Origin of the sequence: Streptomyces sp. NPDC006529, assembly GCF_040611795.1 — a bacterium.
In the GTDB taxonomy this organism is placed as follows: domain Bacteria; phylum Actinomycetota; class Actinomycetes; order Streptomycetales; family Streptomycetaceae; genus Streptomyces.
Genome location: NZ_JBEXPB010000009.1, coordinates 104,471 through 119,531, shown reverse-complemented (window position 1 = coordinate 119,531; position 15,061 = coordinate 104,471). Strand labels below are relative to the sequence as shown.

12 protein-coding genes are annotated in these 15,061 nt (G+C 73.8%); 1 reads left to right on the top strand and 11 read right to left on the bottom strand.

Going from position 1 to position 15,061, the window contains the following annotated elements; translation table 11 throughout:
* Positions 1-44 precede the first annotated feature (44 nt).
* The 6 genes from ABZY31_RS10220 to wrbA form a co-directional block, all read right to left on the bottom strand.
* Positions 45-917 carry a phosphatase PAP2 family protein gene (locus tag ABZY31_RS10220; RefSeq protein WP_356407071.1) on the bottom strand — a complete coding sequence of 291 codons (873 nt, stop codon included), beginning with the start codon at positions 915-917 and terminating at the stop codon, positions 45-47.
* Complete coding sequence (gene def / locus ABZY31_RS10215; RefSeq protein WP_356407068.1) at positions 914-1,528, bottom strand: peptide deformylase; 615 nt, start codon at positions 1,526-1,528, stop codon at positions 914-916. The genes ABZY31_RS10220 and def overlap by 4 nt, the downstream gene beginning before the upstream one ends.
* Before the next feature lie 136 nt (positions 1,529-1,664).
* Positions 1,665-2,507 (bottom strand): alpha/beta hydrolase, encoded by an 843-nt coding sequence (locus ABZY31_RS10210; RefSeq protein WP_356407065.1) that lies wholly within the window; start codon positions 2,505-2,507, stop codon positions 1,665-1,667.
* Between the two features lie 130 nt (positions 2,508-2,637).
* Positions 2,638-3,750 carry an NAD(P)-dependent alcohol dehydrogenase gene (locus tag ABZY31_RS10205; RefSeq protein ID WP_356407062.1) on the bottom strand — a complete coding sequence of 371 codons (1,113 nt, stop codon included), beginning with the start codon at positions 3,748-3,750 and terminating at the stop codon, positions 2,638-2,640.
* Positions 3,751-3,773: 23 nt separating this feature from the next.
* Entirely contained in the window at positions 3,774-5,297 is a 1,524-nt protein-coding gene (locus ABZY31_RS10200) for a GMC family oxidoreductase N-terminal domain-containing protein (RefSeq protein ID WP_356407059.1), read from the bottom strand.
* 24 nt (positions 5,298-5,321) lie between these two features.
* Complete coding sequence (gene wrbA, locus ABZY31_RS10195) at positions 5,322-5,942, bottom strand: NAD(P)H:quinone oxidoreductase (protein WP_356407056.1); 621 nt, start codon at positions 5,940-5,942, stop codon at positions 5,322-5,324.
* Between the two features lie 255 nt (positions 5,943-6,197).
* On the opposite strand from wrbA, the gene ABZY31_RS10190 reads away from it, so the two are divergent.
* Entirely contained in the window at positions 6,198-9,596 is a 3,399-nt protein-coding gene (locus tag ABZY31_RS10190; RefSeq protein ID WP_356407053.1) for a BTAD domain-containing putative transcriptional regulator, read from the top strand.
* A 26-nt stretch (positions 9,597-9,622) separates the two neighbouring features.
* Here the strand turns inward: ABZY31_RS10190 and ABZY31_RS10185 are convergent, their stop codons facing one another.
* The 5 genes from ABZY31_RS10185 to mmsA all read right to left on the bottom strand — a co-directional run bounded on the left by ABZY31_RS10185 (position 9,623) and on the right by mmsA (position 14,963).
* The gene (locus ABZY31_RS10185; protein WP_356407050.1) at positions 9,623-10,453 is read right to left on the bottom strand and encodes a hypothetical protein; all 831 of its coding nucleotides are present in this window, start codon (positions 10,451-10,453) and stop codon (positions 9,623-9,625) included.
* The gene (locus ABZY31_RS10180; RefSeq protein WP_356407047.1) at positions 10,450-10,983 is read right to left on the bottom strand and encodes a SigE family RNA polymerase sigma factor; all 534 of its coding nucleotides are present in this window, start codon (positions 10,981-10,983) and stop codon (positions 10,450-10,452) included. The genes ABZY31_RS10185 and ABZY31_RS10180 overlap by 4 nt, the downstream gene beginning before the upstream one ends.
* 114 nt (positions 10,984-11,097) lie before the next feature.
* Positions 11,098-12,057 (bottom strand): expansin EXLX1 family cellulose-binding protein, encoded by a 960-nt coding sequence (locus ABZY31_RS10175; RefSeq protein ID WP_356407044.1) that lies wholly within the window; start codon positions 12,055-12,057, stop codon positions 11,098-11,100.
* A 119-nt stretch (positions 12,058-12,176) separates the two neighbouring features.
* Positions 12,177-13,412, bottom strand: coding sequence for a multiple monosaccharide ABC transporter permease (mmsB, locus tag ABZY31_RS10170; RefSeq protein WP_356407041.1), 1,236 nt, complete (start codon positions 13,410-13,412; stop codon positions 12,177-12,179).
* A gap of 3 nt (positions 13,413-13,415) precedes the next feature.
* Entirely contained in the window at positions 13,416-14,963 is a 1,548-nt protein-coding gene (gene mmsA, locus ABZY31_RS10165; RefSeq protein ID WP_356407038.1) for a multiple monosaccharide ABC transporter ATP-binding protein, read from the bottom strand.
* Between the last annotated feature and the right edge of the window lie 98 nt (positions 14,964-15,061).

Here is a 15,061-nt window from a genome sequence, read left to right as displayed (position 1 = left end):
TCGATCTCCACCGGCCTTCGCCGTACCGGGGCCCCCAGGCCCGCTCACCGCGGCCCCGGACCCGACGCGCGGGGGGTGGCCGCGGCGCCGAAGGCGCTCAACCGGACCAGGACCGCGCAGGCGAAGGCCGCCGCGGCGAAGACCAGCGGGCGACTCCAGGCGTCGTCGCGCGAAGAGGCCCACAACGCGCCGAGCGCGGCGAGGGCCAGCGGAACCGCGGCACGCGGCCGGGGGGCGTCCCGTCCGCGGTCGGGCCCGAGGAGCCGGACGGCGAAGCCGTGGGACGCGCACGCCAGGAGGGTGGCACCGAGCACGTCGCTGGGCCGGTGCCAGTAGAGCGCCTGCACGCCGCCCGCGATGACCGCGGTCCACGCGGCGCCGACGGCGACCACCCAGGGGCGGGCGCGTGCGGGGGACACGAGGGCGCCGGCGAGGGCCAGCGCGGCCGCGATGGCGACGTGACCGCTGGGAAAGCTCGGCGCGATCAGCGGCTGCGCCGCGCCGACCAGGCCGGGACGGACGAGGACGAACGTGCTGAGGAACTCCGTCGTGCCGAGCGTGCCGATCACCGTCGCGAGGGCCGCGCAGCCCTCCCGCCACCTCCGGCGCACCCCGGCGACCACCGCGATCAGGGCGGAGCCCGCGATCAGGGTCGCCCAGGGGCCGGTGAGCGGCGGCGGGCCCCAGGGCTCGACCGCGAGGATCCTCGCGTTGTCGGCGTACCCGCGCACCAGGGCGTTCTCCGCCGCCTGGCCGAGCGGCGTCCAGACGGCGAGGAGGTGGAGGACGGCGCACGCCAGGAGGAACGCGGCGGGGGAGGCGCCGTCGAAGCGGCGCACCCGCGCCGCGCCGCGGGCGCGGCGGCCGCCGGCCGCGGTGTACGGCGCGTCGTCGGTCGCGCCGCCGGCCCGGCTCACGGGCGGGCCAGCGAGCGGGCCCGCCCGGCGCGTTCGGCCATGACGGAGGCGCGGTTGTCGTACATCTGCGCCAGCGACCGGCCCCTCTCCTCGGGCGTGAGCCGGTCCACGTACAGGGTGCCGTCGGTGTGGTCCGTCTCGTGCTGGAGGCAGCGGGCGAAGAGGCCGGTGCCCGACACGGTGACCGGGTTTCCCCGCCAGTCCGCGCCGCGTACGGTGACGCTCGCCGGGCGGATCAGCTCCCGGGCGGCGCCGGGGACGGACAGGCACCCTTCGCGGCGCGTGATCGCGTACTCGCCGGTGACCTGGAGTTCGGGGTTGAGGACGTGCCCGATGTGCCGCTCGCCGCGCGCGCCGGGGCAGTCGTAGACGAACAGCCTCAGGTCTACCCCGACTTGGCCGGCGGCGAGTCCGACGCCGTGGGCCACGTGCATCGTGAAGAACATGTCCTTGATGAGCCGGGACAGTTCGGGCGTGGCGAACTCGGTGACGTCCTGGCAGCGCCGGTGCAGCACCGGATCGCCGATCTCGGTGATCTCGCGGCAGATCCCGCCCGCCGCCTCCGCGGGCAGGGAGCGCTCGTCGGGGTGCCGGGACGGTGGATGTGACATGGGGCGGGGCCTTTCCTGCGTGGTCTGCCGGGCGTGCGGGCGCGCCTCGCCCGGCGTCTGCCAGGTGCGGGGGACGCCGGGCGAGGGGCGGTGGTGCCGTGGCCGGGGCCGCCGCGCGGCGGCCCCGGCCGTGGGCTCAGCGGGTGGCCAGATCCGCCTGCTTGATGATCCGGCTCACGGCCTCCGGGTTGCTCACCATGACGGCGTGGGAACCCCGTACCTCGGTGATCCGGGCGCCCGCGCGCTTCGCCATGAAGCGTTCCAGGTTCGCGCCGATGGCCTGGTCCTGTCCGGCGACCAGGGCCCAGGACGGCAGGTCCTTCCACGCCGCCTGCCGGGTGGGCTGGCCGAAGGCCTCGACCGCGATGGGGCGTTGGGAAGCGGCCATGAGATCGGCCTCCGCGGCCGGAACGTCGGCGGCGAAGGCCGACCGGAACTTCGCCGGGTCGAGGAAGACGTCGGTCCCGGTGCTCGCGTCGGGGCGGGTGTAGGAGAAAGTCTGCCGCGGCAGGGGCGGGATGGTGGTGTCGGGGTGCTGCTCCATCAGCGCGCCGAGGGCCTCGTCCTTCTCGGGGATGAAGGCGGCGATGTACACGAGCGCCTTGACGTCGGGCACGCCCGCGGCGGCGTTGGTGATGACGGCGCCGCCGTAGGAGTGGCCGACCACGATCTTGGGGCCCTTGACCGCCTTCAGCCGGCCGGCGACGTAGGCGGCGTCGTAGTCGAGACCGCGCAGCGGGTTGGCGAGGGACACCACCGGATAACCGGCGCAGCGCAGGCGGGTGACGGTGGCGTTCCAGCCGGAGGCGTCGGCGAAGGCGCCGTGGACGAGCACGACGGTCGGCTTGGCGCCGGCCTGCGCCGCGGCCTCCTGCTGCGGCGCGGCCGCCGCGGAGGGGGCGAGGACGCCCAGGGTGGCCGCCGCGGCGAGCGCCGTGGCGCGCAGGGCGGCGGGGCGGGGGGACTTGGGGTGGGTCATGGAACTGCTCCGTACGGGTGTTGAGAGGGGACGGGTGCGGGTGTGCCGGGGCACACCCCTGGGACCGGCCGCGTGGGAGCGCCGGGTTCCGCAGATCGTGGGGTGGGGCGGCCGCCGGAGCAGCCGCCGCTCATGCGCCGTGGGTGAGGACGGCCTTGACGGTGCGGCCGGCCGTGACGTCGGCGACGGCGCGGTTGATGTCGGCCAACGGGTAGCCGGTGACGAGGCGTTCCAGCGGGAAGCGGCCCCGGCGGTGCAGGTCGAGCAGGCGCGGGACGAGGACGCCGGGGGCCTGGTGGCCCATGACGGATCCCCTGACGCTGCGGCCCTTGAGCAGCTCGAAGGCGTTGGCCCGCAGCGTGGCGTCGAGCGCGGCGACGCCGAGCACGGCCGCGGATCCGAGCGGGGCGAGGACGGCGATGGCCGCCTCCATCACGGGGACGGCGCCGGTGGACTCGACGCTGTGGTCCACCCCGCGTCCCCCCGTCAGCTCCATCACGGCCTGCGCGGTGTCGACGGCCGAGGCGTCCACCACGTCGGTGGCGCCCAGTTCCGCGGCGAGGGAGAGGCGTTCGGGCAGGCGGTCGACCGCGACGATCCGCGTCGCCCCGCAGGCGGCGGCGGCCATGACGGCCGCCAGGCCCACGGCGCCGAGGCCGAAGACCGCGACGCTGCTGCCCGCCCGCACCGCGAGGGAATTGAACACGGCGCCCGCGCCGGTGATGAGCCCGCAGCCGAGCGGTGCCAGTGTGGTCGGCGGCAGGTCGTCGGGGACCTTGACCAGGCCGCGGGGGTGTGCGAGGCCGTGGGAGGCGAAGGAGGACTGGCCGAAGAAGTGGTCGTGGACCTCCTGCCCGGCCGCGTCCCGCAGGCCGACCGAGCCGTCCGCCCGGGCGGAGGCGAAGTTGAGCGGGATGTGGTGCTGGCAGTAAGCGGGCTGCCCGGCGAAGCAGTCGCGGCAGCTGCCGCAGGAATCCAGGCTGAGTACGACGCGGTCGCCCGGCGCGAATCCGCCGACCGCCGAGCCGACCGCCTCGACGGTGCCGGTGCCCTCGTGGCCGAGGACCACGGGTTGCGGGGTGGGCAAGCGGCCGGCGGCCGCCTCCAGGTCGGTGTGGCACAGTCCGACGGCCGCGTAGCGGACCAGGACCTCGTCCGGGCGGGGATCGTCGAGTTCCAGCGCTTCGATGCGGAACTCTCCGCCGGCCACGCGGGAGACGGCGGCGGTGACTGAGGTGGGCATGCGGTGCTTTCCGTTCGGGGCGGTTACGCGGCGACGCGGCCGAGCAGGAGGTCGGCGGCCTTCTCGCCGATCATGATGCTCGGGGCGTTGGTGTTGCCGCTGGTCTCGTGGGGCATGACCGAGGCGTCGGCGACGCGCAGGTTGCCGATGCCGTGCACCCGCAGCTCCGGGTCGACGACGGCCAGGGCGTCCAGGCCCATGCGGGCGGTGCCGATCTGGTGGTGCCCCGAGACCACGGTGGCGCGGACGTGGTCGCGCAGGGCGGCGCGGGTCGCGGTGCCCGGGCCGGGCAGGACCTCGCCGTCGTTCCACTCCTTGAGGGCGCTCTGCCCGGCGATGTCCCGCAGCGCTTCGAGGTTGTCGACCAGGGTTTCCAGGTCGCGCGGGTCGGAGAACACCTTGGGGTCCAGGAGCAGTGGCGCTGCCGGGTCGGCGGAGCGCAGCCGGACCTCGCCGCGGCTGAAGGGGTGCAGCAGCTGGCCCACGGCGGAGAAGCCGTGCTCCGGGAGGTCCGCGCCCGGCACGGGATAGACGAAGGACAGGAAGAGCGGCTGGACGTCCGGGGCGGCCAGCCCCGGCCGGCTCGCGGCGAAGTACTGGGCCTCCAGCCCCTGCGCGGCCCAGGCGGGAAGCGGTCGCGCGGACCGCCAGACCAGGGGCGCCGACCAGTGGTCCTGCAGGTTCTGCCCGACGCCGGGCAGGTCCGCGCGGACGCGCAGGCCGTGCGCGCGCAGGTGGTCGGCCGGGCCGATGCCCGACAGGAGCAGCAGCTGCGGGGTGCCGAAGACGCCGCCGGACAGCACGACGTCGGCCGCGCTGCGGGCGACGGTCTCCCGCCCGTCCAGCCGATAGGCGACGCCGACCGCGCGCTCGCCCTCCATGACGATCCGGGTGACCAGGGCGCCGGTGACGACGGTGAGCAGTGGGTTGCCCTGGATCTCACGCCCGTAGGCCACCCACGAGGACTGCCGGCGGTGGTTCCTGATGGTGTGCTGGGTGTAGCTCACGCCCTGCTGGTCGCCGCTGTTGTAGTCCTCGTTGTACGCGAGGCCGTACTCCTGCCCGGCCTTCACCCATGCCCGGACCAGGGGGTCGGGGCCGGGGTTGCGCTGGACGTGCAGGGGGCCGCCCACGCCGCGACCGCTCGCTGCGCCGCCGTCGAAGTCCTCCATCCGCCGGAAGTAGGGTTCGACGTCCTGCCAGGACCAGCCCGCAGCCCCCTGGTAGGCCCAGGAGTCGTAGTCCGCCGCCGCCCCGCGCACGTAGATCATGCCGTTGAAGGAACTGGAACCGCCGAGGGTCTTGCCGCGCGGCCACGGCAGGCGCCGACCGTCGGCGTGCGTCTGGGGCTCGGTCTGGAAGGCCCAGTCCCAGGGGCTGTTCCACAGCTGGACGGACCCCGTGGGGTCGTGGATGGCTTCGGTGTCGTCGGCCGGCCCCGCTTCCAGGAGCAGGACGCTGCGCCCGGCGTCGACCAGCCGCCGGGCGACCACCGCGCCCGCCGAGCCGGCACCGACGACGATGTGGTCATAATGCGTGTTTTCCACAGGTTCACTCCGATGAATTGCCGGTCAGGAAGCGGCGAGGCCGATTTTGAGGGCGGCCGCGATCTCGACCGCGCGCCGGGTCTGGAATGCCATGGCCGCGAGGTGGGTTTCACCGGGCGGATTCTTCCCGTTGTCCGAGACGTGGCTGGTGCCGTACGGATTTCCGGAGACGTGCTGCACGGGGTCGGCGTAGCCGGGCGCGACGATGATCGATCCCCAGTGGTAGAAGGTGTTGTTCATCGCCACGATCGTGGTCTCCTGGCCGCCGTGGGCCGAGCCGGTCGACGTGAACGACGAGGTGACCTTGTTCACCAGGCCCCCGCGCGCCCACAGGCCGCCCGCGGTGTCGATGAACTGCTTCAACTGGGCGGCGGGCAGCCCGAATCGGGTCGGGCTGCCCAGGAGGATCACATCCGCCCAGGCCAGATCGTCGACGGCGGCCTCGGCGACGTGACCGGTGTCGGCGTGGTGCGCCGACCACTGGCTGTTGGACGCGATCGCCTGCGGGGGCGCCAGCTCCCGCACCTTGCGCAGCCTCACCCGGGCCCCGAGCCGCTCGGCGGTGTCGGCGGCCGCGGCGGCGAGCCGGTGCACGCTGCCGGTGGCCGAGTAATAGATGACCGCGACATTGATATCAAGACTCATTTGATTCCTACGAACATGAAAAAAGGCGTGAGGGGCGAAATGGCCTGCCGGGGCACGCCGCGCTTTCCGCGCGGTTCCGGGCAGGAATAAGTGGCACGGTGCGCCCGTTCCGGCTGCTGAGACGAGCCGGTCCGTGATGGCCACTCTGGTCGGCCCGTTCAACGAACGTGCAACGGGGAGTAAACGCACATGACATACCATGCCGGGGCAGAGGCGTCGGGTTCTGCATCGCAGGCCGATACGGGGATGAACAGGGTGGCAGCGGACAGTTCGCTTCAGGACGTGCAGGTGGCGCTGCTCAACGGTGTGACGGCCGTGCGGGGGGAGCAGGTGCTCGCGCTCGGCCCGCCCCAGCGCCGGGCCCTGCTGTGCGCGCTGGCCCTGCGCCGCCGGCAGTGGGTCTCCGTGAACAGCCTGGTGGACGCGCTGTACGAGGAGGACGCCCCGGCCGGCGCGACCAAGGTGATCCAGACCCACGTCTCGGCGCTGCGCAGCGCGCTGGAACCGCCCCGCCCCGCCGGAGCCCCGCCCGTCCTCCTGCTGTACGGACACGGCGGCTACCAGCTTCGCATCGCCGACGCCCAGCTCGACCTCGGCCGTTTCGACCGCCTGGTCGGCAAGGCGGAACGGGCCCGGGGGCGCCGGCACTGGCAGGCGGCCGACGCCCTGTACACCCGGGCGCTCGACCTGTTCCCCGGCGACCCCCTGGCCGGGGTTCCCGGCCCCTACGCCGACCACCAGCGCACCGCCCTGCTCGAACGCCGCATGGTGGTGGTCGAGGACGGCCTGGAGGCCGCGGTCCTCGGCGGACGCGCCGAGCAGGTGATCGACCGGCTCAGGATGCTGACCGCCGAACACCCGCTGCGCGAGCGCCTGCACGGGGTGCTCATGCGGGCGCTGCACGCCGGCGGCCGCCAGTCCGAAGCGCTCCAGGCGTACGCCCGTACCCGGGACCTCCTGGTGGACCGGCTCGGCGTGGAACCCGGCAGCGAGCTGCGCGCCCTGCACGGCCGGATCCTCGCGGGCGAGCCCGCGCCGCGTCCCCTCGGCTCACCGGACCCCGCCGCGGCGGCGCCCTCTCCCGAAGCCGCGGCCCCGGCCCAGACCGTCGGTTTCCGGATGGTCGGCCGGGACCGTGAGCTCACGGGGATCACGGCGCTCGCCGACCAGCTGGCGTCCGGCCAGGGCGGCCTCGTGGTGATCTCAGGGACCCCCGGCACCGGCAAGTCCCTGCTGCTGCGCGAGGTCGGGGGCCGGCTGCCCGCCGGCCGGTGGCTGCCGCTGACGGGTGGCGGCGAACCCGCCCTCGTGGGTGGCCTGCGCGCCGCGCTCGGATCCCTCGCGCGGCCCGCCGCCACCCCGGTGGCCACGGCCGACGGCCGCGCGCTGGCCGCCTGGGCGTGCCGCGAACTGTCCGAGGCGGGCCGCCCGCTCGTCCTGCTCGCCGATGACGCGGGGGACGCCGACGAGGCCTCGCGCCACGCCCTGGTCATCCTGGGCCAGCGCCTGCGGCACCTGCCGGTCCTGCTGGTCCTGGTCGCACCGGGCACGCACACCGACCCCTCCACCGCGTCCTGGCACGCCGACCTGGAGGCCCGCGCCGCCCTGGCCCTGACCCTGGCGCCGCTCGACGTCGCGTCCATCGCCACGCTCGCGGGCCAGGTCCTGGCCGTCCCCGAATCCGAGTCGCTGGCCGCTGCCGTCCAGGACGTGACGGGCGGCGTCCCGGCGCTCGTGCACGCCCTGCTCGCGGACCTCAAGCAGGTCCCCCACGCGGACGGTCTGCCACCGGACCTCATACCCGACCACTTCACGCGCGCGCTCTCCTGCCTGCTGACCCGCCACGACCCCGCGGACGCCCGGCTGGTGAAGGCGCTGGCCGTGCTCGCCGAACACGCCCCCACGGCCGAACTGCTGGCGTCGGTCTGCGAGGAGCCCCTCGCGAAGGCGGTGCGGCGCTGCCGCGACCTGACCCGCCGGGGGGTGCTGGCCGGGACCGAAGCCCCGCGGCTGCGCCACCCGCTCATCACCAGGGCGCTCCTCGACGCCTGTTCACCCGAGGAGAAGACCTCCATAGCCGTCGCGGCGGCCCGCCGGGCGCAGATGAGCCAACGCCCCGCTCGCGAAGTCGCCGCGTACCTCGGTGAGTTGACCGGTACCCGGTGGGCCGGGTGGGCGACCGTCCTGATCGACGCGGCCAACGAGTGCCTGCGCGAGGGAGCGGCCGCACCCGCGATCGGCTTCCTGGAGGCCGCCTCGCGCGTCACCGAACCGGGCGAGCGCGCGGCCGTACTGCTCCGGCTCGGGCAGGCCGAAATGCAGACCAACCCGGACGCCGCCTGCCTCCACCTCCAGGAAGCCCTGCAGATGCAGCGCGACCTCTCGCTCCCGCCGACCGCGGTGGTTCCCCTGGCCTGGGTACTGGTGTCCCAGGGGCGGGCGAGGGCCGCCGTCTCGCTCATGGAGACGGTGGTCGCCGAGACCGAAGCCGTCGACCCGCGCGCGGCGCGGGCCGTCCGCGCCTCCGGCTGGATGATCTTCTCCCTCACGCCGGGAACGTGGCACGAGCTGATCCGCAAACTCTCCGCGACCCCGCCCACCTGCGCCGCCGACGAGGCGGTCACGGCGGCGCTGCTCCTCTGCGGTGACGTGATGAGCGTGCGCTACAGCGCCAAGGAGGCAATGGAGCGCTGCCCCACCGGTCTCGACGTCCCCGACTCGGCGGACCTGCCCCGCCCACTGGTCGGCTTGCGGGCCTCGCTCGCGGTGTGGTGCGACGAGTACACCCTCGTGGAACACCTGTGCGACCAGCCCAACGACCAGGAATTCGCGGCCGTCGACCTGAGCCGGGTCATGAACCGCGCGGAAATCGCCCTGCGCCGCGGCGACTACCGCCGGGCCCTGGACGAATGCCGGCTGCTGACGTCGGTACCGCTCGACCAGAACGTACGGCGCCCCGCCGCGCTGGTCGGCCTGCACGCACACGCCCTCATCGGCCTCGGCCGCACCGGCGAGGCCGAGCAGTGGCTCGACAGCGCCCACCGCCACGCGGAGACGGAGAGCTGGCCGTGGATCACGGTCCTGTACGTACGCGGCCTGCTGCGCTCCGTGCAGGGGAACCCGCGGGAGGCGGCCGCGCACTTCCTGGACTGCGGCCGCCGTTTGGCCGCCTGGAACATCGAGACACCGGGCTTCCAGCCGTGGCGCAGCATGGCGGCCCTGGAGCTGGCCGCGCTCGGTGAGTGGGACCGGGCGCGGGCGACGGCCGAGGAAGCGGTGGACGTGGCGACCCGCTGGGGAGCGCCGCGGCCCCTCGGCATGGCCTGGCGGGCGATGGCCGCCGCCCTTCCGGTCGGGCAGCGCGCGGCCCCGCTGGAGCGGGCCGTGCGTCTCCTGGAACAGGGCGAGGCCAGGGTCGAACTGGCTGCGGCGCTGGCCGACCTGGCCGAGGTCTGCCGTGCGGCCGGCGACCCCGGCCGGGCCCGGACCCTCCTGCGGCGGGCGCGCGGGCTGGCCGAGGAGTCGGAGGCCGTCCTGCTCGTCCGGCGCATCGACGGCGACGTGCGCCGTGCGTCCGCCGCCCACGCCCCGGGGGAGGCGCAGGCGTCGGCTCCGGAGCGCGAGCGGGAAGGCGCGGCGGGAGCGGGGCGTTGAGGGCCTTCGGGGAGGCCGCGGCCCCGTCAGGGCGCCGGGGTGAAGCCGCCCCACACCGCGAAGGCGCCGTGGGCGCCGGCGGCGTCGACGCGGTAGCCGTCCCGGGCCGGCTCGCGCGCGCCCGCGGCGTGGTTGTACTGTCCCGCGAAAACGTGCTGCCCGGTCGGGACCGTACGGCCGGGCTTCAGTACCCAGCGGTAGACCACGGCCCCGGCCTCGGACCGCACGGTGACGCTGAAGTCGTCGGCGGGCATCGTCCGCCAGTGCCCGGTGCTGCGCACGTCACCGGTCTGCGCGACGCGCAGCTCCACGGTGAGCGCGGTGAGCGGCTGCGTGGTCCTGAGGGTGATGTTGCTCTGCGTCCAGTAGGCGTTCCCGTTCGCGGCCAGGGAACCGGCCGACCACAGGGGCCCGTCCTGGACGTGCGCGCCGGGCCGGGCGGAATCCGCGCCGCCCGACGCCCCGGGGGCCGGGCCCGTCGGGGACGGGTGCGCCGACGCGGTCGGGCCGCCGGTGGCGGGCGCCGAGGGCGTCGTACGGGGACCTCCCGACGAGGGGGGCGCGGACGGCCCCGAGGATGCGTCCGGACCGGACGGCGCCGCGTGGGTGGCCGAGATCCGCGGCCGCTCCGGTGGCGTCTGCACGAGGGAGGCCACGGCGACTCCGCCGACGGCCAGGACCCCGGCCGCGGCGACGGAGGCGAGCGCGATCCCCTGCCAGCGCCATGCGCCCGCCGCCCGGTGGGGGCGTGCGGGTGCGCCGGACATGCCGCGTTCCACACGTGCCAGGATCCGGGCGCGGTCGGGCTCGTGGGCCTCGGCGGCCGCGCGCAGCCGCCGGGCGAGTTCCTCGTTCAACGGCTCCTCCTCCCCGCCAGCAGATCCCCGGCCGCTCGTGTGCCGCCCAGCATCCGTTCCAGTTCGGCCATTCCCTTCGAGGTCTGGCTCTTCACGGTACCGACCGATATCCCGAGCGCCTCGGCGGTGTCCCTCTCCGACAGGTCGAAGGCGTGCCGCAGCACCACGCAGGCGCGCTTGCGGAACGGCAACCGGGCCAGAGCGCTCCGCACGTCGACCACCGAGGCCACGTCCGGACCGTCCGACGGCTCCACGCCGCGGGACCAGAACAGGGCCACCCGGCGGCGCTCGCGCACCGCGCCGCGGATGCGCGAGCGGGCCAGGTTGGCGACCACACCGCGGGCGTAGGCCACGGGGTGCTCGGCCCGGCGCAGCCGGTCCCAGCGCTGCCACAGGGCGACCAGGGCGTCCGCGGCCAGATCGTCGGCGCCGTCCGCTTCACCCGTCAACAGGTGGGCGAACCGGGCGAGTCCGGCGTAGTGGCGTTCGAAGAAGTCGTGGAACTCCGCCGACGCGTCATCGGGGACCATGTGCGTCGGTCGCCCCCTCCGAAAATGTGTGCGTTAACAAAGGACGGCAGCGTACCAGTGCGCGGCGGGCCGGACTCCCCGCCCCCGGCTCCGGCCCGCTCCCGGCCCACGGTCTCAGTGCGGGGCGAACTGGAGGCGGGTGGGCTGGGCGACGTCCGGCAGTATCGCGGCCCCCTCGACGGTCAGTTGCTCGCCGTAGATGTCGGTGATCCGCACCGCGCCGCCGCACCCGCCGCCGTCGGCGGAGAGGAAGTGGTTGTAGCCGGTGCGCGGCAGTCTCCGCCAGCCCGCGGCGGTGCGCACCTCCAACCGGGCCACCGGATTGCGGTGGTGGAGGACCTGGAGCGCGCACCAGTACACGCTGGACCCGGTCTTGTAGCGCAGCGCGATCGTGCCGGGGTCCGCGGGGCTCAGCAGGGTCCAGGTGATCGGTATGCGGCCGACCTTGAGCTCGGCCAGCTTCGCGAAGGCCTGCTGGCTGAGGTCCAGTTGGCCGGGGGCGCAGGGCAGCGGGCACTCGTTGGTGATGCGCACCGTGATCGAGGCGCCGCTCGCGGCGTGGACGCGCACGTAGGCACCGCACGCCCTGGAGGTCTCGTAGTCGGTGGTGTTCATCGCCGCCGTCATGACGTCGTCGGTCGGGCCGAACAGGCAGGCGCCGTTGCCGTCGCCCGCGGCGTAGGCGGTGGCTACGCCCTGGTAGGTGGCGCCGGGCTTGATGCGCCCCGCCGACGGCGCGGGCGGGGGCGCGGCCTGCGGGGTGGCACTGGCCGACGGCTGCGCAGCGGCGCTGGTCGCGGGGGCGGTCGGGGTCGCCGTCGCCGCGGTGGGCGAGGGTGTGGCCGGGGGCGCGGAGCCGGTCGGGGCCGGGAGCGTGGCGCCCGGCCGGGTGGCGGCGGCCGCCTCCGTCCCGGCCCCGGCCGCGCGGCCCGCTGCGGCCCGGGTCCCGTGGGTGGGGAGCAGGGTCGTCACCAGGCAGACGAGGCCGGCGACGGCGGTCACCGTCACCGCCGTCGCCCATATCCGTCTCTGTCGCTGCCTGCGCTGTCGCGCGGCCTGCCGTGCCGTGTGCATGTCTGTCCGTTCGACGATCCGGGTCGAGGTGCACTACCCGGTCGCCGCCGGAGGCGGAAAGGTTGCCGAGGAAAGGAGGAAGGAGAAAAGAGGAACGAGGGAAGAGGACCCCGCCCGGCTCAGCCTCCGGCCTTGCGCTTGTTGTAGACGTCGAAGCCGACGGCCGCGAGCAGCACCAGGCCCTTGATGACCTGCTGGTAGTCGGTGCCCACACCCACCAGCGACATGCCGTTGTTCAGTACGCCGAGCACCAGGCCACCGGTGAGGGCGCCGATGACCGTTCCCACGCCGCCGCTCGCGGAGGCGCCGCCGATGAAGGCCGCGGCGATCGCCTCCAGCTCGAAGTTGATGCCGGCCTGCGGCGTACCGGCGTTGAGCCGCGCGGCGAAGACCAGTCCGGCCAGCGCCGCGAGGACGCCCATGTTCACGAAGGCGAGGAAGACGACCCGCTTGCTCTTCACGCCGGACAACCGCGCCGCCGCCTCGTTGCCGCCGATGGCGTAGGTGTGGCGGCCGAGGATCGAATTGCGCATCACGTACCCGAAGCCCACCAGCAGCACGCCGAGGATCAGCAGGACGATCGGCACGCCGTGGTAGCTGGCCAGCAGCAGCGTGAAGGCCACCACGGCTGCGGCGATCGCGCCGAGCTTCACCAGGAACAGGCTCATCGGGAGCGGTTCCAGCCCGTAGGAGACGGCCCGCCGCCGTCCGCGCACCTCTTGCAGGACCGCGACGGCGAGCACCGCGAAGCCCAGCAGCAGCGTCAGGTTGTGGTAGTCGGTGCGGGGTCCGACCGCGGGCAGGAAGCCGCTGCTGATGTTCTGGAAGCCCTTGGGGAACGGTGCCACCGACTGTCCCTGCAGCAGGATCTGGGTCCCGCCGCGGAACAGCAGCATGCCGGCCAGGGTGACGATGAACGAGGGGATCCCGAGGTAGGCGATCCAGAACCCCTGCCAGGCGCCGGCGAGGGCCCCGATCAGCAGCGCGGCCGCCACCGCGGCGGGCCACGGCACGTCGTGCTTGACCATCAGCACCGCCGCGGCCGCCCCGACGAAGGCCGCGAGGGACCCGACCGACAGGTCGATGTGACCGGCGATGATGACGATCATCATGCCGATCGCCAGGATGAGGATGTAGCCGTTCTGCTGGATCAGGTTGGTGATGTTGAGCGGCTGGAGGAGGATGCCGTCCGTCCAGATCTGGAACAGCAGCACGATCAGCGCGAGCGCGAACAGCATGCCGTACTGGCGCAGGTTGCCGCGCAGGGCCCGGGCCAGTACGGCGCCGGCCGACGGTCGTCGGCCGGTGTCCGGTGCGCCGGGCTCTGTCTTGGGGGTGGTCTGGATCTGGGCCATGCCTCACACCTGCTTGTCGGGGTATGCCGCGCTCATGGTCATGAGCCGCATGAGGGATTCCTGGGTGGCGTCGGCACGGGCCACCTCACCGGTGATCCGGCCTTCGGCCATGGTGTAGATCCGGTCGCACAGGCCCAGGAGTTCGGGGAGTTCGGAGGAGATGACGAGGACCGTCCTGCCCTCGGCGGCGAGGTCGGCGATGACGGTGTAGATCTCCGCCTTGGCGCCGATGTCGATCCCGCGGGTGGGCTCGTCGAGGATCAGCACCTCCGGACCGGCGAAGATCCACTTGCTGAGGACGACCTTCTGCTGGTTGCCGCCGCTGAGCTTGCCGGTCTGCGCGAACACCGAAGGGGCCTTGATGTTCATGGACCGCCGAAACGATTCCGCGACCCGCGTCTCCTCGTGCCGGTCGACCCAGCCGCGCCGGGAGACCTTGCCGAGGGCGCTCAGCGAGATGTTCCGGCTGATGTCGTCGCCCAGGTCGAGGCCGAGCTGCTTGCGGTCCTCGGTCACGTACGCGATGCCGTGCCCGATCGCCTCCGGCACGGTCCGGGTACGGATCTCCTTGCCGTGCATCCGCACCCGGCCGCCGGTCCAGCGTCCGTACGAGCGGCCGAAGACGCTCATCGCCAGCTCGGTGCGGCCGGCGCCCATGAGGCCGGCCACGCCGACGATCTCGCCCCGGCGGACGTTCAGCGAGACGCCGTCGACCACGTTGCGCCGGTGGTCGATCGGGTGCTGGACGCTCCAGTCCTCGATCTCGAAGGCGATCTCGCCGATCTCCGGGGTGCGCTCGGGATAGCGGTGTTCCAGGTCGCGGCCGACCATGCCCCGGATGATCCGGTCCTCGGAGATGCCCTCGGAACCGATGGCCAGGGTCTCGATGGTCCGCCCGTCGCGCAGGATGGTGACGGCGTCGGCGACCCGGGCGATCTCGTTCAGCTTGTGCGAGATGAGGATGCAGGAGATGCCCTGCGTCTTGAGGTCGAGGATCAGGTCGAGCAGCTTGCGGCTGTCCTCGTCGTTCAGGGCGGCCGTCGGCTCGTCCAGGATGAGCAATTTGACCTCTTTCGCGAGCGCCTTGGCGATCTCGACCAGCTGCTGCTTGCCCACGCCGAGATCGGCGATCCGGGTGTGCGGGCTCTCGTCGAGCCCGACCTGGCGCATCAGCGCGGCGGCGTGGGTCAGGGTCCGGTGCCAGCTGATCACGCCCCGGGTGGCGTGCTCGTTGCCGAGGAAGATGTTCTCGGCGATGGAGAGGTACGGCACCAGGGCGAGTTCCTGGTGGATGATCACGATGCCGCGCTGCTCGCTGGCCCGGATGTCCCGGAACCGGCAGGGCTCGCCCTCGAAGCGGATCTCGCCCTCGTAGCCGCCGTGCGGGTACACGCCGCTGAGCACCTTCATCAGGGTGGACTTGCCGGCGCCGTTCTCCCCGCAGATGGCGTGCACCTCACCTGCGGCGACGGTGAGGTTGACCTCGGAAAGGGCCTTGACGCCGGGGAACGTCTTGGTGATCGACCGCATTTCGAGCACGGGTCGGGCCATGGTTGTGCATCCGTATCGTCGGGGCGGTGGGACGCCGGGCGCTCTCGCGGGCGTCGCACCGCCGGTTCGGCGTCGCCGGACCCGTCGGTCGGGCGCCG

Bases quoted from the DNA above. Each gene is read 5' to 3' on its own strand.
- ABZY31_RS10180 (WP_356407047.1), bottom strand. From the start codon at position 10,983: ATGGTCCCCGATGACGCGTCGGCGGAGTTCCACGACTTCTTCGAACGC.
- ABZY31_RS10210 (WP_356407065.1), bottom strand. From the start codon at position 2,507: ATGACCCACCCCAAGTCCCCCCGCCCCGCCGCCCTGCGCGCCACGGCG.
- wrbA (WP_356407056.1), bottom strand. From the start codon at position 5,942: ATGAGTCTTGATATCAATGTCGCGGTCATCTATTACTCGGCCACCGGC.
- ABZY31_RS10205 (WP_356407062.1), bottom strand. From the start codon at position 3,750: ATGCCCACCTCAGTCACCGCCGCCGTCTCCCGCGTGGCCGGCGGAGAG.
- ABZY31_RS10175 (WP_356407044.1), bottom strand. From the start codon at position 12,057: ATGCACACGGCACGGCAGGCCGCGCGACAGCGCAGGCAGCGACAGAGA.
- mmsB (WP_356407041.1), bottom strand. From the start codon at position 13,412: ATGGCCCAGATCCAGACCACCCCCAAGACAGAGCCCGGCGCACCGGAC.
- mmsA (WP_356407038.1), bottom strand. From the start codon at position 14,963: ATGGCCCGACCCGTGCTCGAAATGCGGTCGATCACCAAGACGTTCCCC.
- def (WP_356407068.1), bottom strand. From the start codon at position 1,528: ATGTCACATCCACCGTCCCGGCACCCCGACGAGCGCTCCCTGCCCGCG.